This is a genomic window from Stenotrophomonas sp. YJH_SMC_17 (assembly GCF_059371655.1).
The window spans coordinates 61,388-79,103 of record NZ_JCAFUU010000003.1 but is presented as its reverse complement, the minus strand read 5'-3'; the positions used below and the strand labels follow the sequence as shown (position 1 = coordinate 79,103).

Below are 17,716 nucleotides of genomic sequence, written 5' to 3'. Positions count from 1 at the left end.
GGCCAGCGCCGGTACAGACGGTGCGGCGCTGGACAAGGCGCGCAGTCTCGGCGCGATCTGTGAAGGAGGCATGACGTCAGTGCGACAGCTGGGTGCCAGCCATGCGCAAGAACTGCTAAACGCCGCGCCCGCTGATCGGCTACTGTGCCCGCATTGGAACTGGGGGACGGCAGGATGAGCGCGGCGGGCAAGGCGTTGTGGTACATCGAGACCCATGCGGAGCAGCCGTTGGCACTGGCTGATATCGCGGCAGCGGCCGGGCTGTCGCCGTTCCACCTGTCGCGCCTGTTCCAGGCCCGCACCGGCACCTCGGTGATGCGCTACCTGCGTGGACGGCGACTGACCGCTGCCGCGCAGCGCCTGGCCAGCGGCGCGGGCGACATCCTGCAGGTGGCGCTGGGCGCCGGCTACACCACCCACGCCGCGTTCACCCGCGCCTTCTGCGAGCAGTTCGGGCAGACGCCCGAGCGGGTGCGTGAGCAGGGCACCGGTGGACTGGCCCTGGTGCAGGCGATCCGCGTGGACGATGCGCCGGCGGCCTGCGGTGAGGCACCACGCCTGCTCGACACCCCGGCGTTCCAGGTGGCCGGGATCGGCAGGCGCCACACGCGCGACAGCGGCGGTGCGATTCCCGGGCAGTGGGCACAGCTCAATCGCGAATGGCCGGCGCCGGCCCCGATCAGTTTCGGTGTGTGCTGCAACAGTGATGACGACGGTGGCTTCGACTATGTCGCCGCGCTGCCGGTCGGTTCACTTCGCCATGTGCCTGCGCACTGGCAGCGCGTGGATGTACCCGGGCGGCGCTACCTGGTGGCTTGGCATGGTGGGCACATCTCGGCCATCCGCTCCACCTGGTTCTGGCTGCTGGACCATTACCTGCCCGGCTCCGGCCTTACCCTCGCGGAGGCACCGGACCTGGAGCGCTACGACACCCGCTTCGATGAGCACACCGGCAACGGCGGCGTGGAGATCTGGTTGCCGGTGGACGAATGCCCCTGCTGACATGGAGTTGAAGATGCGCATGACCACGGCGATGACCGGCTTGCTGCTGATGGCAGCGGCGTCCTCCGCCCACGCAGATGGCAGCTGGACAGCCGGCGAGCGCCATGGCACCACGACGGTGGCCAGTGCCGCCGTGCGCGACGCAGCGCAGCGCGACGCGCTTCGCTACACGGTCTGGTATCCGGCACCGGCCAGCAGCCGGGAGACTGCGCTGACCATCGGCCCACCCGACGCGCCGCTTTTCGACGTCGGCCGGTCGGCCAAGGATGCACCGGTCGCGGGTGATCGCCTGCCCACGCTGCTGCTGTCACACGGCAACGGCGGCAGTGCACGCATGATGGGCTGGTTGGGCACGGCGCTGGCGCGGGAAGGCTATCTGGTGATCGCGGTGGATCATCCCGGCAACAACGGTGCCGACGAGATGACGCTGACCGGCAGCATGCTGAGCTGGCTGCGCGCGGACGATCTGCGCACCGCGTTGGCGGCGGTGAAGGCCGATCCGAATCTGGGACCCCATGTCGACGCTGGACGACTGGGCGTGGTCGGCTTCTCCGCCGGCGGTTACACGGCGCTGCTGGCCGCTGGCGCACGCCCCGACTTGCAACGACTGCTGGCGTTCTGTCGCGCGCATCCAGATGACGGCGTGTGCCAACCACAGCAGGAAGCGGCCACGCACACAATGGAAGCACGCCTGGCCGCTGCGTCTTCGCCCGCGCTCGCTCCCTGGATCGCCGAGGCCGACAGGTCACGCGCGATTCCCGGTGTGCGGGCCGTGTTCCTGCTGGCTCCAGCCATCGTGCAGGCATTCGCGCCTGAACAGCTGTCCTCCTTGCAGCAGCCGGTGTCGATCCTGCTGGGCGACGCGGACAAGGTTGCCCCACCGGCGAGCAATGGCGACGCTGCGCAGGCAGTGATTCCGGGTGCGACGCTGACACGCCTGCCGGATGTTGGCCACTACGATTTCCTGTCCGAGTGCACTGCGCCCGGCCGGCAACGACTGGCGGCGCTGTGCAGCACCGCCGTGCCGAAGGCGCAGACCCACGCACAGGCGATTGATGCGACAGAACGTTTCTTCGGCGACGCTCTGCGCTAGTGGCCGATTGGCAGGGTGCAGCGCTACAGTGGATGCATACAGGGAGGATGGGCCATGCGTCTGCTGCACCTCACGCTGCCGGTTTCCGATGTGGTCGCGGTCGCTGCGTATTTCCACGACGTGCTGCAACAGCGCGTTGTCGGCCACCATGTACACATCGGCTGGAGCACGATTCAACTGCAACCGGCCGAGGGGCGACCAGTCGGTGGCGTGCACCTGGCCTTCAATGTACCGGACAACCGTTTCGGCGAAGCGATGGCTTGGTTGCGCGAACGCACGCCCCTGCAGCGCAATCCTGCCGGGCTGGACTACTTCGCGCTGGAAAGCAGCTGGCAGTCGCAGTCGGTGTACTTCACCGGGCCTGACGGCCTGATCCTGGAACTGATCGGTCGTCGCCGTCTGCCCACCAGCACGCGCGAAGGCGTGTTCCATGGCAGTGAACTGACCTGCCTCAGCGAAGTCGGCCTGCCCAGCCACGATGTCGATGCAGTGCGCGAGCAGGCCAGCCAGCGCTTCGGCCTGCAACCGATCAGTCCGCCTTCGCCGCAGTTCGCACCGATGGGCGATGACGAGGGTCTGCTGATCGTGGTCGCCGCGGAGAGGCGCTGGTTCCCCGAGCAGAAGGATCTACCCAATGGACGGGGGCTGACGCTGCAGGTGGGCGACGTGACCGGCCGAGGGGAGCTGCGCGACGAGGCGCAGGGCTGGCAGGTAGCGGCGATCTGACACGGCGCGCTACGGCGCGGACAGGTTCTGCGCCACTTCGATCCGCGCATGCAATGCCTGCAACTGCGCAACCGCCTGGTTGAACACCTGCAGATCGGCATCCACCAGGGCCGTCCAGTCCGGCGTGTGCCCCAGCAGCTGCGCCACCTGTTCGTTCGGCGCGCGGTCGAAGCCTTCACCCAGCACGGACAGATAGCGCTGGCGGAACCCTTCCGGATCGCGCTGGTCCTGTACATAGAGCTGCACCGCCAGCAGCCCCGCATACAGGTAGTTCACCAGATAGTTCGGGTCGTCATACATCAGGCGCTTGGCGATCCAGCTGTTGCGCAGCTGCGGGTAGCGCTCCGGCTGCTGGCCGAAGCGCGCCAGCACCTGGCCGGTCAGCTCATCCAGATCGTCGGCCGTGCCCAGCGTGCCGGCGGCAACGCCCCGATAGATCGACTGCTCCAGCTGCGCTTCCTCGGACGAGGTGAACAGTTGCAGCACCATGTCGTCCAGCAGCGACTTCAGGTAATAGGCCTTGGCCCGCGGGTCCTGTGCCTGCTGGTACAGCTGGTCACGGAAACGCAGCTCGTTGTAGATGGCGAACGCCTCGGTCAGCCATGGGCTGCCATTGCGCTGCAACGGCGAGGCATGGCCACGCTGCATCCACTCACCATGCAGGGCGTGCCCGGCTTCGTGCGCGATCTCGACATCGCTCTCCAGATCACCACTGCGCAAGCCAACGAACAACATCGCGGGTGTACCGGGGGCGTTCAACGGGAATGCATCCTGGCTCCGCTCACCACGTTCGGTGGCCAGGTCCATGCGGTGGCTGGCCGGATCAAGCAACGCGCGCAGCTCGGCGACGTACGCCGGCCCCAGGTGCTGCATGGCGTCGGCGGCGGTGTCGCGCAGCTGCGCCAGCGACAGCACCGGCGGCGCGTAACCGGCATCAGGCACCGTGGTATCCCAGATCTGCGGCGCGTCGATGCCAGCGCGCGCGGCGTGGCGCAGCAGCATGTCCTGGTAGGCGCTTCGATCTCCTGCATGGAGTTCGATCGCCAGCAACGTTGCGTCTACTGTTGATGCTTCCACGCCCATGTGCTGATAGCCGCGTGCCGGCGCCGGACCGTCCCCCTGCAGGCGCGAGGCGGCGTCGTTCACCTGCACCAGGCCCAGCAGCACCGAGGCCATCGGTTCGCGGCGCGATTGCAGGCCTTGCCAGTACCCCTTCCAGCCCGCCTCGCGCAGGGCACGGTCTGGATGCCGGGCCAGCGCCTGCCTGTCGCGCCCCGTATCCCAGCGCCGCCCATCGCGCTCGACCTGCGGGTACGCGGCCGTGCGCAGGATCTGCCCGCGCAGGCGCGCGAAACTGTCCAGCGCCGGATCCGCCAATGCATCCACCGCTTCATCCAGCGTGGCATTGGCTGGGGCGGCGGCCTCCTTCACTGCGCGCGTGCGCAGGAAGGCATACGGTGCGGCCCAGGCTGCGTCCGCAGGCGCCTCGCGCAGCGCGGCGCGACCGGTGCGGGCAATGCGGCTGCACAGCCCCATCACCTGGTCCAGTGCCTGCGCCGGTCGATGATCGCGCGCATTGCGGGCGGCCTGCAGGTGCAGGTAGCTGTGGTGGCGCAGGCACTGCGCCTCCATGGTTTCGGCCTTCTGGAAGCGTTCCGCGGGCGCGATGCCGGCAGCGTGCTGCAGAACGTCCGCCTGCCTGCCCAGCGCATCACGCGCGCTCTGTTCCGCCGCGGCGCTGGCGAAGTAGACGCGATCGTCGGCGTGCAGCGAGTGCGCATGCAGGCTGGTGAAAGGCACCATCGCCAGCAGTGTGGCAATGGCGGTGGCGGTGGTACGCATCGTGCGAATCTGCATCGGCCTCTCCCTGCCTGGTTCAGGCCTCGAGCGTAGCAGCCGCTCCGCCACCGTGCCTGTGCCGGATCAGGCCTCAGATCGACTCATCCTCACGCTTGACCAAGGTCCAGCACGGTGCCTGCGCGAAGGTATAGGTCTGCTGGTCGCTGCTGTCCGGGGTACGGATCTGCACCTGCCGCTGGCCATCGGCCAGCGTGTTGACCTGCAGCTCGCGGCCCTGCCCGGCCAGTGCGGCGGGATCCGGCATCACCGGCCACTCGACATCGGCCAGCGCCAGCCGGCTTTCCACCTTGCGCGGTTCCGGCTCGGCCTCGGCATCGATATAGCTGTCCAGCAGTGGATCGGCAGTGGCCTTTTCCTGCAGCGTGATCTCATTCCCGAAGTGCTTCAGGAAGGCATCGAATTCCGGGTAGGGGCATTCATTGCGCGCAGGCACCGGAGCCGGCGTGGCCGCTGCGGCCGTGGTGGCCGGCGCAGCGGGTTCGGGATCGACGGGCATGGCCTGCGGCGCGGGCTTGCAGGCAGTCACTGCCACGCTGCAGGCGAGCATCAGCATGACAAGAGAGGGGTATCGACGCATGGGCTCATCCTGAATCCGGTTCGGTCGCCCCATGCTATCGCGCACCCTACAATTCCGGCATTCCGCCTGTCCGAGACTGTCCATGCATCGCCTCCTGCTCCTGATCGGCCTGCTGCTGCCCGCCCTGTTGCCGGCCGTGGCGAGGGCCGTCGATGTCCACGAAGGCGACCTGCTGTTCGTGACCGCCGGCCGCAGCGGCCTGAGCGCGGCCATCGACGATGCCACCGGCAAGCAGGGTTCGACCAGTTTCGATCACGTGGCCCTGGTGGCTTCGGCGCCGAAGGGCTGGGAGGTGCTGCATGCGGACGAGAAGGGATCGCGCCGGCAGTCGCTGGCCGAGTTCCGCCAGGACGCGCGTGCCAAGCAGCGGCAGATCGTGGTCTATCGCCTGCGTGCGCCGCAGCAGGCCGCCATCAAGGATGCTGTCGCGACCGCGCGCACGATGCTGGGCAAACCCTACAACACGGCGTATGTGTTGAACGAGGACAGCTACTACTGCTCCGACTTCATCGAACGCGCGTTCCGTGCGCACCACGTGTTCGCATTGCTGCCGATGAACTTCCGCAACCCGCAGACCGGGCAGATCGCCCAGCACTGGATTGATCTGTACCGCGGCATGGGCATGGAGGTCCCACAGGACCAGCCCGGCACCAACCCGAACGACATGTCCGCGGCACCGGTACTGCAACGCATCGGCGTGCTGGAATAAGCGAAGCCCCGCACGAGGCGGGGCTTCACCGGTCACGTTGCACGCGCAACGCGGTCATTCTTCTTCGTCGTGGCCGCCCTGCTGCTGGTTCTGGTTGCGCTTCTGCTGTTCCTGCTGCTGTTGCTGCTGCTGGTCGCGGCCACGGCCCTGCTGCTGATCCTGCTGGTTCTGCTGGCCCTGCTGCTTCTGGTTCGGGTTCTGGTTCTGCTGTGCCATGTCCGTTCTCCGAAAGCCACTCGCGGAATGCGGTGGACGGGGCCATCGTCTGCAGCGATTGGTTAATCACGCGTGGGTGGCCGGCTACATTCGTGTGTACGACTGTGAATGAACCCGCGCAGACCCTTGCGGCACAAGCGCCTGAAGGATTCATGCAGGTTCGGCATCTGCTCATGCCGTGGTCAGCACGGCGCGCATTCATGGCACTTGCTGGCGGAAACACGCGCTGAAGGTGGCTGGCTTACCGGGGCGCGAAGGGAAGCCCGCCCTGCATTCAGGGCATCACCGGCGGCACGTACGCCAGGGTCATGCCCAGCAACCACAACAGGCCCAGCACCAGCGGAATGTGCACCAGCAACTGGATGAAGGTGAAGCCGACGATGTCGCGTGCCTTCAGGCCGAGCACGCCCAGCAGCGGCAGCATCCAGAACGGATTGATCAGGTTCGGCAACGCCTCGGCGGCGTTGTAGACCTGCACCGCCCAGCCCAGGTGCGCCTTCAGTTCGTTGGCGGCCTGCATCACGTAGGGCGCCTCGATGATCCATTTGCCTCCACCAGAGGGCACGAAGAAGCCCAGCACCGCCGAATAGACACCCATCACCAGCGCGAAGGTATCGGTGCTGGCTACGTGCACGAACAGGCTCGACAGCCGGTGCGCCAGCGTGTGCCCATCACCGCCAGCAGCATGGGTGAGGATCATCGCGATGCCACCGTACAGCGGGAACTGGATCAGCACGCCGGTGGTGCTAGGCACCGCCTTGGCCACCGCGTTGAGGAAGCTGCGCGGCCGCCAGTGCAGCAGCAGGCCCAGCGAAATGAACAGGAAGTTGTAGGTGTTGAGATTGGCGATGGCGGTGACCACCGGCTTGTTGGCGAACTCGTTGAACAACCAGCCGAAGGCGAGCAGCGAGAGCAGTACGGTCAGCAGCGGGCTGTATTCCAGCCACTCGCCCGGGCGCGTGCGGCGCTGCAGCGGCTCCGGCTCGGCCTGCGCGGCGCCGGGGAAGTCTTCAGCGGTGCGTGCACTGCCGGCGGCCGGTGCGGTCAGCCAGGCGATCAACAGCGAGACCAGGATCAGCACCGCGGTCAGTGCGATCGACTGCCACAGGAAAATGGTTTCGGTGAACGGCAACACCCCGGTGATCTCGACCAGCCCCGGCGGCATGCTGGCCGGGTTGGCCTGCAACTGTGCGGCCGACGAACTCAGCCCCATCGCCCACACCGCGCCCAGCCCCAGGTAGGCCGACGCACCCGCGGCACGATAGTCCATGCGCAGCTCGGTGCGGCGGGCCAGCGCGCGCACCAGCAGGCCGCCGAACACCAGCGAGAAGCCCCAGCTGAGCAGCGAGGCGAGCATGCTGACCAGGCCCACGTACACCACCGCACCGCGGCCGGTGCGCGGCACCCGGGCCAGGAAGTCGATGAAGCGCGCGACCACCGGTGCGGTCGCCACGGCGTAGCCACCGATGACCACGAAGGCCATCTGCATGGTGAAGGGGATCAGGCTCCAGAAGCCGTCACCGAAGGCACTGGCGGTGGCCTGCGGAGTCGAACCGAAGCCCATCGCGGCAAGTGCGACGATGACCACGCCGAGCACCGCGAACACGTACGCATCGGGGAACCACTTTTCCGCCCAGGCGGCCGAGCGCAACGCTGCGCGCGCCATCCAGCCGTCCTGTACTGCTGCCGTCGAGGCCATCGCCTACCCTCCCAGGTTCGATGGATCGATTCTGGGCGGTGGGGTGCAGGCTGTCAGCCACCTATTGGTCGTAGGTGGCGACAGGCCCGGCGCTGTGCGACGCCGCCCGGGCATGGGCTCGGGCGCTACAGAAGCACTGTCAGCTGTAGGGCCGAGCCCACGCTCGACTGCGCGTCTCAACGCAGCGCCAGGTCCACCGCGATGCCGGCAAACAGCGCGGCACCCACCCAGTTGTTGTGCAGGAATGCCTTGAAGCAGGGACCGCGCTCGCGGTTGCGGCAGATCCAGAACTCGTAGACCACCAGCACCGTGGCCACGGCCACGCCAGCCAGGTAGTAACCGCCCAGCCCGCCGCGCACGCCGACCAGCGCCATGGTGGCCAGGAACAGCGCGTACAGCACGCCCTGGATGACCAGATCGAGATCACCGAACAGGATCGCGGTGGAGTGCGAGCCCATCTTCAGGTCGTCCTCGCGGTCGACCATCGCGTACCAGGTGTCGTAGGCGGTGGACCACAGGATGTTGCCGGCGTACAGCAGCCAACCCAGCATCGGCACCTCGCCCTGCACGGCGGCGAAGGCCATCGGGATGCCCCAGCCGAACGACATGCCCAGGTAGACCTGTGGCAGATGGGTGTAGCGCTTCAGGTAGGGATAGCTGGCGGCCAGGAACACGCCGATGAAGCTCAGGCCGATGGTCAGCCCGTTCAGGGTCAGTACCAGGCCAAACGCCACCAGCATCAGCACCGCGAACAGCGCCAGTGCGGCGCGGCCACTGATCGCACCGGTGGCCAGCGGGCGCGCCTTGGTGCGCTCCACGTGCGGGTCGAGCCAGCGGTCGGCGTAGTCATTGATGACGCATCCGGCCGAGCGGGTCAGCCATACGCCGGCGGTGAACACGAACAGCGTCCACAGCGGCGGCAGGCCGCCCGCGGCCAGCCACAACGCCCACCACGTGGGCCACAGCAGCAGCAGCGTGCCGATCGGGCGATCAGCGCGCATCAGGGTCCAGTAGTGACGCCAGCGCGGCGTCGGCGGCGACTGCGGCGAAGTAAGGGGGGTATCAGCCATGGCGATAGGATACTCCTGCCCCTACGGCAGGGCTTTGCCGGTGGGGGGAGATTTGTTCGGCGAAACTGGATAGAATGCCCGTCCCGCACCGCCTCATGGCGCTGCGATGCCCGCCCCGGCTCAGGTCGACGGCGCGGCGGTTCTACAACGCGCCCGTAGCTCAGCCGGATAGAGTAGTGGCTTCCGAAGCCATTGGTCGGGGGTTCGAATCCCTCCGGGCGCGCCATCTTCCCCAGCTCCGCCCCGTTCCTGCACCTAGGGCATACGTCGAGCGTAGCTTCGATTCGGATCCGGTGTGGCGCGGCAGATCCGGCTGCGTGCGTGCCTGATCATGCCGGGCAGCCAGCACAGCACCGCCGCCAGCCAGAACCATCGACCCAAGGTGGAGGCCCAGATCACGGGAAATACAGCCAGCGTGGCGATGAACTGTGCGTACAGCAGATAGAGCGTGTGCATGCCCAGACGTGGGTCCGAGCGCAGCACCACACCACACCCGCGGCAGGCCGTCCTCGCTTGGCGTTTCCCTGCGGAGTGCAGTGGAAACCGCTGGCCTGCGGCGGCGCAGAGCGGGCAGGTGAAGGTCATCAATCGCATGCGCTGTCTGCCCTTACACATCCTGATGGATGCCAAAGCATACGGCGGATGCAGCAACGCCGGGCAAGGCCCGGCGTTGCCGTTGGTGTGCAGATCAGTATCTGCCGTCGAACGCAAAAATCGGCTTGCGCTGCTTCCACGCACCAGCGGTAAAGTCCGGGAACTCCAGCGTCTGGAAACCGTTGGCGATCGACTGCTCGCTCAGCGGGGTAATCGCGCTCCAGGTCACCGCGTCGTAGATGTCGATCGGCATCGGCGCCTTGGCCTTCAGCGCTTCAACAAAGGCATGGATGACGAACCAGTCCATGCCACCGTGGCCGGCGCTGGCGGCGGTGTCGGCATTCTGCTTCCACAGCGGGTGCTCGTATTCGTCCTGGTACTTCTTGAACTCTTCCCACTGGTGCGGCGGGCTGCGGCCTTCGATGTGGATCGAGTGGTTCACGTCCATCCACAGGCCCTTGGTGCCCTGCACACGGAAGCCCATCGAGTACGGGCGCGGCAGCGAGGTGTCGTGCTGCAGCAGGATGGTCTCGCCGTTCTCGCAGGCCAGCGTGGTGGTCACAATATCGCCCAGCTTGAACTTCACCTTGGTGCTGGGGTGGGTGGTGCCGCCGCTCTTGGCCACGGTGTATTCGTGCAGGCCGCGTGCCTTGGTCGCGAAGGCGTTGATGTGGGTGAAGCGGTTGCCACGGTTGATGCCGGTGTACATCGCGCACGGGCCGATGCCGTGGCTGGGGTACAGCTCGCCGTTGCGTTCCACCGAATGCTCGGTACGCCAGCGTGCTTCACTCCAGCCCTTGGGGCCGAATTCCACGCCACTGTCATAGGGCTGGTTCGGGTCGCCGGAATTGAACTTCACGCCGCGCAGGTCGTGCTGGTAGCCGGCCTGCAGGTGTACCAGTTCGCCGAACAGGCCCTGGCGCACCATCTGCAGCGCCGCCATCACGTCGCGGCGGTAGCAGACATTCTCCAGCAGCATGTACGGGGTGCCGGTGCTCAGCTGGGTCTTCAGCACGTCCCAGTGGTCCTGCAGGGTGATGCCGGCCACCACTTCGCAGCCCACGGCCACGCCGGCCTGCATCGCGGCAATCGCCATCGGCGCGTGGTACTCCCACGGCGTGGCGATGATCACGCCATCGATGCCCTTCTGTTCCAGCAGGCGCTTCCACGCATTGGTGTCGCGGTCCTGGCCGTAGGTCTTCGGGGCCGGCTTGCCGGCCTTGGCCACCATCTCCGTGGCACGGCCGAGCATGATCGGTTCGATGTCGCACAGGGCGACCACCTCGACGTCGTCGCGGCGCACCAGTTCCTTCAGCAGCACCAGGCCACGCATGCCGGTACCGATCATGGCCAGGCGCACCGTGCGCCCGCGCGCCCATGCCGGGGTCTGCGGCAGCAGGCTGCTGGCGGCGACAGCGGCACTGGCCGCGATGAATTCCCTACGCTTCATGGCAAACATCTCTCCTCTTGGCAGCGAGCCGGCCGTAGCCGGCCCGCCGGGTCACGCAAACGGAATTACTTGAAACGGTAGCCGATGGTCACACTGTAACCACGGCCGAAGATGGTGGCGTAGTCACTGGAGTCACCCAGGAAGCTGTTCGGATCGTAGAACGGCAGGCGATTGAACAGGTTCTTGACGGTGAAGCTCAGGTTCCAGGCATCATCCGGGCGCCAGGTGACGCTCATGTTGGCGGTCCACCACGACGGCGCACCATCACACTTGCTCTTCTGCAGGGCCAGGTAGCCGCCGGTGCAGGTTTCCTTGTTGTTGCTTGCCTCATCGACCTGGTCGGTGGCCCACTTGGTGCCGCCCACGTAGTTGACGAACATGCTGGTGGTCACCTGCTTGTAGGTCCAGTCGGCATTGAGCGTGGCACGCAGGCGCGGGTTGTTGTAGTAGCCGACCACGTCGCCGTAGTACCAGCCGTTCTCGGCGTCCATGTAGAAGCGGTTGCGGTTGGCGATGGTGGCGGCCAGACCGATGTTCAGGTTGCCCCAGTCACCCAGCGAGAAGCGGCTGCGCGCGTCGATGTCGAAGCCGTCGATCAGCGTCTTGCCACGGTTCTTGTACTGGCCCACCACGCTGGCCACGTTGCCGGCCGAGTAGCCCGGCAGCACCGACGGGCAGCTCACGCCACTGGCCGGGTCGGCACACATTGCAGCCAGCTGCGCCAGGTTGGCGCGGTCGCTGTCGGTGATCGGCGAGCGCGACATCGAGATGATGTCTTCCATGCGGCGGTAGTCCGGCGCAACGATTTCATTGTTGCGGTAGATGAACCAGTAGTCGGCCGACACCGACAGCCAGGTCGCCGGCTCGTAGACGAAGCCGAGGGTGGCGATCTTGGCCTTCTCCGGCTTCAGGTTCTTGTTCGGCTGGGTCATGCGGGCCACGGTGCGGCTGCAATCGACGTTCAGCAGGTTCTTGCCCAGGTCGACATCGCCCGGACGCTGCGAGCGCAGCAGCAGGTTGGCGATGGCGTTGGTCTCGTTGCAGCGCAGCTCGTCGCGGTAGCCACCCAGCTGCGCGAACACGCCGCCGTTGCCGGATTCGGCCAGGCTCGGTGCACGGAAACCGGTCGAGTAGGTACCGCGCAGCATCAGCTGGTCGAAGGCCTGGTACTTGAAGCCGATCTTCGGTGCCACGTTGGCGCTGAAGTTCGGGTACTTGTCCACGCGCACCGCCGCATCCAGTTCCAGCTTGTCGGTGATCGGCGCCACGGTCTCGGCAAACAGCGCGTAGGTGTTGCGCTTGCCATCGAACCACGAACCACCCTGCTGGGTGATCAGGCCGTTGGCGGCGTCGGCGTTGCCCGGGGTGTAGAAGGTTTCGCGGCTGGCGTTGAAGCCGAAGGCCGCACGCATCTCACCGGCAGGCAGCTGGAACAGCGGGCCTTCGATCTTGCCGTCGAGGGTGTGCAGGCGGGTCCACGACTGGATGTCGAAGGTCGGGAACGCTTCGCGGATCAGCGCGGCGTTGGCTTCACTGATCTCGCCGAACTTGTACGCCGGGTGGTCGGAGATGATGACCCGGCCGGTGCCCGGATCGATCGTGTACGGACCGAAGGCCTTCTCGAAGCCCTTGGTGTTGACGTTGATCGTCTGGTAGGTGGTGGAGTGGGTACCGGCGCTGGCAAACGCGGTCTCCCAGTTCCAGTCACCGCGGCTGCCACGCGCACCGGCCAGCACGCGGTAGCTCTTGTCGGTGTTGCGCTGGCCGAAGTAGCTCGGGCCGGCATCCTGCAGCAGGTAGGTCAGGCCGACCACGCCGCCCATCATTGCCTTCATCTGCGCGCTGGCGTGGTTGTACTCGTTGTTCGGGCCCAGGAACGGGTACAGGAACTGGTTGACGGTGTTGCCGGTGTTGCGCGAGAACCAGCTGGTCGGGTTGCCGGTGGTGGTGCCGTAGGTGCGCGGCGTACCGCCGTTGGCGCGCAGGTCGATGTCGGTGTAGGTCGCCTCGGCGAAGATCTCGGTGCTGTCACCCACCAGGAAAGTGCCGTTGAGGTAGGCGGTATTGCGCTCGGACTTGGCACCGGCATCGATCTCGTTGTTCATCCAGGTTTCCCAGACGCAACGCGGGCCGGCCGCTTCACTGGTCAGCACGTTCTTGCAGCCCGGCGCAGCTTCCTGCACACGGCGGCCGGTGACCGGATCGAAGGCGAAGTAGCTGCCCGGGTTGAACTCGCCCGGCTTGCTGCCCACGCCCAGGCGCAGGTTGTTGAGGTAGTTCGGGTTGTTGACGTAGTACTGGTCGGGGCGCTTGTCGTAGAAGTCGCTCAGCGGAATCGCGTCGCGGCGGTACATGTTCACCGCGCCGTAGATGTTGAAGCGGTTTTCGGCCAGGTCACCGAAACCGGCGGTGATGCTGGCCTGGCGCTCGCCGTAGGAGTCGATGCGCGAGGAGGTGTCGTTGGTGATGCTGACCTCGGCCCCCTGGAAGTTGCGCTTGGTGATCACGTTGATCACGCCGGCCACCGCGTCGGTGCCGTACACCGCCGAGGCGCCGTCGGTCAGCACTTCCATGCGCTCGATGGCCGCGGCCGGAATCGCATCGATGTTGACGAACTGCGTCTGGAAGCCGGCCGGTGCGCCGTAGTACGACAGGCGACGACCGTTCAGCAGCACCAGCGTGCCCTGCGCGCCCAAGCCACGCAGGTTGGCCTGCGAAGCACCATCGGAACCGGTGAACAGCGAACGCGCGTCCTGCTGCGCTGGACGTGCGGCTGGGAGGTTGTCCAGCACCTGCAGCAGCGTGCGCGCACCCATGTTCTGGATGTCCTGCTTGCTGATCACCTGTACCGGGGAGGCGGTTTCAACGTCGGTGCGGCGGATGTTGGAGCCGGTGACCTCGATGCGGGCAAGGTCGGTGGCCTTGTCCTTGCTCTCCTGGGCGAAGGCAGGAACGGCGACCGACAGCAGCGCGCCGGCGATGGCCAGCGACAGCGGAGCGATCGAACGACAGGGGGGGCGGTGGTGGCGGACGGGCAACATCGGGGTTCTCTCCTGGCAGGGGTGCGGCGCGAATGGTGAATCGGCGGGCAAAACGCTCCCGGGCCACGGCCATGAGGGCCGTAGTCGGAATGGGCGGGGGAGGAGCGGTGTTACGAGGGGGTCATGGGGCGACGATGCTGGCGGAGTCGCCCTCCTGGCCGATCAGCACGGCGTTGGCCCAGTTGGCACAGACCTGGGCGGGTTGGCTGCCCTGCGCACCCAGCGTGCGCAGGCTCAGGCTTGAAAGGCCACGGATGTCCAGCTCCGGCTTGACCACGCCGGGTGCCTTCACCAGGCCGCTGTCGTACAGCAGGCGGTTGTCACCCCAGACCTGGAACTGCAGGCCACCGGCGCTGCGGCAGGCATCGTCGATGCCGAGGTCGGCACGCAGCAGGTGCCAGCCGCCCTGCAGGCGCAGGTCGATGCGGCTGTTGGCGCCGACGCCCAGGCCACGGCGGAACTGCAGGCCGTTCATGCGCATGCCGGCGTCGCCACGGAACGACTGGTCGGCGCGCACCTGGCTGGCCAGCGCGGCCGGCACCGGCAGCTCGGAGAGATAGCGCTGCCGGGCCGGTCGCTCCGGTTCCTGGTGTTCGAGAATGTGGAAGGTGGACAGTGCGATCGGGCCGACGTCGCGCGGCTGCAGCGCATCAAAGGCGCGGGCACTGCCCTGTGCGGCCGTGACCATCGGGTCGGTGCTGCTGGCGCCGTCGCCTTCGGGGTTCTGCACGCTCAGCACGCGGAAGCGCAGCAGGCGGCCGGCATGGGCCGGGAACGCGATGCGCTGCACGCCTTCCTTCAACTGCAGGCGGCCGCGGGCGATCGGCTCGCCCCACTCGCCATTGCTGTCACCCAGGTACACCTCGTAGTCGCGTACCTGGCCGTGTTTCCAGTTCTTGTCATTGCGCGGCGCAATGTCGATGCCATCGATCATCCTGCGCTCGCCGAACCCGATCACCCATTCGTGGGCACCGGTGCGCACGGCCTGGTTGCGCACACTGCGGAACCAGGTGCCGGGGTCATCATCGAAGGCGTTTTCCAGCGCGTGGCCGGGCTCTTCGGCCGGGCGGTTGACCACCAGCAGGCTGTCGGCCGGCAGTTCGCGGCCGAGCACCGGTGCCGCCGGATAGGCGTCGTCGGCAGCGGCGGCGGCGACCGCGAAGTCCAGCTGCAGCTGCAGCGGCTGGCGGATGTCCTGGCTGGCGGTGCGCACATGCAGCGTGCCGCGTCGTTCAGCGGCATCGAAGTACCAGCCTTCAGCCGCAGCGTTGAACGCAGCGGCATCAGCCAGCGCCGGCAGCGGGCGGCCGGCGGCCTGCACCGCACGCGGCGCCTGGCGGCTGAGCACGCGCAGGCTGTAGCGGCGCTGCGGCAGCTGGCCGTTGTACTGGCCCTGCACCGCATCGATCTGCACCTGCACCGGGCCACTGCCCTGCGCTGGCGCCTGCACGCGGATCACCTGCGTGCTCGACTCGCCCTGCTGGTAGCGGCGCGTGTTGCCATCGTCTTCGTACAGCGTGTACTGCGACTCGCCCTGCGGGTACAGGTCGAAGGTCACTTCATCGAGCGGCTTCTCACCGTCGAACAGCATCGACGGGTACATCGGCAGGATGGCTCCTGCACGCACGAACACCGGCAGCGTGGCCAGGTCCACCTGGCGGTCGAGCTGGCGGCCATCGGCGCCAGCCTGCACACGGCGGCCATCCCAGTAGTCGATCCATCCACCGGCCGGCAGGTGGATGTCGCGACGCCAGCCACGGCTGGCGGCCTGGCTGCGGTACACCGGCGCTACCAGCAGGTCGCGACCGAGCAGGAACTGGTACTTGTAGGTTTCATCCTGCGCGTGCGGGTCGCGCGGGTTGTCCCACATCAGGCCACGCACCGGCGGCGCGCCGGTCTGCGCGGCCTCGTGCACCAGCCCGTACATGTACGGGGTCAGGCGCATCTTCAACTTCAGGTAATCGCGGTTGATGCTGCGGTAGGGCTCGTCGTACCACCACGGATGCTTGCGTGCGTTCGACGACCAGCCGCTCATGCCCATCAGCACCGGGGTGAACGCCTTCCACTGCAGGTCGCGGGTGAAGGTCTCGGCGCTGCCGCCGAAGATCGCATCCACATCGCCGCTGGCGTAGGCCATGCCGGACAGGCCCGACCCGACCAGGGTCGGCACGTGCCAGCGGATGTAATCCCAGCTGCTGCTCTGGTCGCCGGTCCAGGCCACCGCATAGCGCTGGATGCCGGCCCAGCCCATCACCGTCCACAGGAACGGGCGCGAATCGGAATTGTCGAGGATGCCGTTGAACGCCTGGCGGTTGGCGTCCATCGCGAACTGGTAGCCCTTGCCGGTCCAGGCCACGTCCAGCTTCTGCACGCGGCTGCCGGCCTTGCCGACTTCCCAGGCGATCTTGTCGACACCGTTCTCGGTCCAAAGGCCGGTGCGGAAGCCGTAACCGGCCAGGCCTTTCACGGTTTCCGGCAGCTGCTTGTAGCCACAGCCATAGCCATCGTTGGGCAGGATCCAGCCACCGGGCATGTCGTGGGCGCGGTACTGCTTGGCCACGCTGTCGATCACGTCGGGCGTGGTGCCGGTCGGGCCGTCGCTCCAGCCTTCGGGCACGGTGCCGGGCTTCTTGCTGTTGTCGCCGTCGTTGTAGCAATCGGCGTCGCCGTAGGACAGCGCCCAGCGCGCGACCATGTTCGGGCGGCCAGTCAGTTGGGTGTAGCGCTCGATCAGCTTCGGCAGGTCCGCGCCGACGAAGTAATAGGCATCGAAGCGGTCTTCGCGATGCAGCAGCGTGGCCTGGTCGGCCTCGCGCAGATCGTAGCTGCCATCACTCCAGGTATTGCGCAGCATGCCCCAGCCACGGCTGCTCAGCAGCATCGGCGCCGGGCTGGGGCGATCGCCCTCTTCCCAACCGCCGGAATAGGACACCTCCAGCTCGCGGCCCTTGAACTGGTAGCGGCCGTTCTGCTGGCCACCGCCGAAGTAGCTTTCATCGGCCTGCGAGGACAGCACCTGCACGCTCTGCGAGGCATCCAGGTCCAGCGACTGAAGCTCCTGCCACAGGGCGGTCGGCTGGCCGTTGTCCAGGCGCTCCAGGCGCATGCGCAGCGGCTGACGCTGTACGTGCAGCACCAGTGCCTCGGTCCGCACGCGGACCTCCTGCGCGTCTTCTTCCAGCTTCGCCTGCACGTTGGCCTTGGGCTGCGGCAGCACGATCGGTGCAGCCTTGTCGCCGGCACCGGTCAGCGTGCCATTGCGGCCTGCCTGCACGCGGATGATGTCGGCGGCCGGCAGTTCGATGCGGATGCGCGCGCCCTTGTCGGTCTGCAGGTCCCAGCCCTGCACGCCGTCGCGGCTGGCGCTGGCGGCAACCGAACGCAGATTGCCGACCGGCTCGGCATGGGCCGACGTGGACGCCAGCATCAACGCCGGCAACAAGGCCAGCAGCAGCGGCGAGCGACGAACGCAGTTTTCCACGCGGACTCCCAACCCGTTCACCGGGCGTTTCGAAAGCGATTGGGCCGACTCTAGGGCAGCGATTCGAAAGATGTCAACAAATTGAAAGGAAAAAGGAAGATATATTCTGTTGAAACGAAAGTTTGTGCGTCGCAGTACTTTGCGTAATCGCTTGCAACTGCCTGTTAAGCATTGTGCGATACGGCATCCGGACGTTTC

13 protein-coding genes and 1 tRNA gene are annotated in these 17,716 nt (G+C 66.9%); 5 read left to right on the top strand and 9 right to left on the bottom strand.

Features of this window, described 5'->3' with window-relative positions; translation table 11 throughout:
• Window positions 1–174 precede the first annotated feature (174 nt).
• Genes AC5P8Z_RS10040 through AC5P8Z_RS10030 form a run of 3 tightly spaced genes read left to right on the top strand, consistent with a single transcriptional unit; the run spans window position 175 to window position 2,821 of the window.
• The gene (locus AC5P8Z_RS10040) at window positions 175–1,002 is read left to right on the top strand and encodes an AraC family transcriptional regulator (RefSeq protein ID WP_286070253.1); all 828 of its coding nucleotides are present in this window, start codon (window positions 175–177) and stop codon (window positions 1,000–1,002) included.
• A 13-nt stretch (window positions 1,003–1,015) separates the two neighbouring features.
• Window positions 1,016–2,095: an alpha/beta hydrolase family protein gene (locus tag AC5P8Z_RS10035; protein ID WP_286070254.1), complete on the top strand. Its 1,080-nt coding sequence runs from the start codon at window positions 1,016–1,018 to the stop codon at window positions 2,093–2,095.
• 54 nt (window positions 2,096–2,149) lie between these two features.
• Entirely contained in the window at window positions 2,150–2,821 is a 672-nt protein-coding gene (locus tag AC5P8Z_RS10030; protein ID WP_286070255.1) for a VOC family protein, read from the top strand.
• Window positions 2,822–2,830: 9 nt separating this feature from the next.
• On the opposite strand, the gene AC5P8Z_RS10025 is transcribed toward AC5P8Z_RS10030, so the two are convergent.
• Together AC5P8Z_RS10025 and AC5P8Z_RS10020 are read right to left on the bottom strand one after the other, a co-directional pair.
• On the bottom strand, window positions 2,831–4,678 hold the full coding sequence (locus tag AC5P8Z_RS10025) for a M3 family metallopeptidase (protein ID WP_495228970.1): 1,848 nt from the start codon (window positions 4,676–4,678) through the stop codon (window positions 2,831–2,833).
• A gap of 73 nt (window positions 4,679–4,751) precedes the next feature.
• Window positions 4,752–5,258, bottom strand: a complete 507-nt coding sequence (locus AC5P8Z_RS10020; RefSeq protein WP_495228969.1) for a hypothetical protein — start codon at window positions 5,256–5,258, stop codon at window positions 4,752–4,754.
• Between the two features lie 82 nt (window positions 5,259–5,340).
• Here AC5P8Z_RS10020 and AC5P8Z_RS10015 point away from each other — a divergent pair, with 82 nt between their 5' ends.
• Window positions 5,341–5,967 (top strand): YiiX/YebB-like N1pC/P60 family cysteine hydrolase, encoded by a 627-nt coding sequence (locus tag AC5P8Z_RS10015; protein WP_495228968.1) that lies wholly within the window; start codon window positions 5,341–5,343, stop codon window positions 5,965–5,967.
• Window positions 5,968–6,021: 54 nt separating this feature from the next.
• Here the strand turns inward: AC5P8Z_RS10015 and AC5P8Z_RS10010 are convergent, their stop codons facing one another.
• From AC5P8Z_RS10010 to ubiA, 3 genes are all read right to left on the bottom strand, one after another.
• The gene (locus tag AC5P8Z_RS10010) at window positions 6,022–6,183 is read right to left on the bottom strand and encodes a hypothetical protein (protein WP_010482135.1); all 162 of its coding nucleotides are present in this window, start codon (window positions 6,181–6,183) and stop codon (window positions 6,022–6,024) included.
• A gap of 274 nt (window positions 6,184–6,457) precedes the next feature.
• Window positions 6,458–7,882 (bottom strand): short-chain fatty acid transporter, encoded by a 1,425-nt coding sequence (locus tag AC5P8Z_RS10005; protein ID WP_495228967.1) that lies wholly within the window; start codon window positions 7,880–7,882, stop codon window positions 6,458–6,460.
• Between the two features lie 176 nt (window positions 7,883–8,058).
• A complete protein-coding gene (ubiA, locus tag AC5P8Z_RS10000) occupies window positions 8,059–8,952 on the bottom strand; it encodes a 4-hydroxybenzoate octaprenyltransferase (protein WP_295567409.1) in 894 nt (297 codons plus the stop codon).
• 149 nt (window positions 8,953–9,101) lie between these two features.
• Between ubiA and AC5P8Z_RS09995 the strand changes: the two genes are divergently transcribed.
• Window positions 9,102–9,178: transfer RNA gene (locus AC5P8Z_RS09995), tRNA-Arg, on the top strand.
• A gap of 29 nt (window positions 9,179–9,207) precedes the next feature.
• On the opposite strand, the gene AC5P8Z_RS09990 is transcribed toward AC5P8Z_RS09995, so the two are convergent.
• The 4 genes from AC5P8Z_RS09990 to AC5P8Z_RS09975 all read right to left on the bottom strand — a co-directional run bounded on the left by AC5P8Z_RS09990 (window position 9,208) and on the right by AC5P8Z_RS09975 (window position 17,518).
• Window positions 9,208–9,546 (bottom strand): hypothetical protein, encoded by a 339-nt coding sequence (locus AC5P8Z_RS09990; RefSeq protein WP_495228966.1) that lies wholly within the window; start codon window positions 9,544–9,546, stop codon window positions 9,208–9,210.
• 94 nt (window positions 9,547–9,640) lie between these two features.
• Window positions 9,641–10,996: a Gfo/Idh/MocA family protein gene (locus AC5P8Z_RS09985; RefSeq protein ID WP_495228965.1), complete on the bottom strand. Its 1,356-nt coding sequence runs from the start codon at window positions 10,994–10,996 to the stop codon at window positions 9,641–9,643.
• A gap of 65 nt (window positions 10,997–11,061) precedes the next feature.
• Complete coding sequence (locus tag AC5P8Z_RS09980; protein WP_495228964.1) at window positions 11,062–14,037, bottom strand: TonB-dependent receptor; 2,976 nt, start codon at window positions 14,035–14,037, stop codon at window positions 11,062–11,064.
• 121 nt (window positions 14,038–14,158) lie between these two features.
• Complete coding sequence (locus AC5P8Z_RS09975; RefSeq protein WP_495228963.1) at window positions 14,159–17,518, bottom strand: TIM-barrel domain-containing protein; 3,360 nt, start codon at window positions 17,516–17,518, stop codon at window positions 14,159–14,161.
• Window positions 17,519–17,716: the final 198 nt, after the last annotated feature.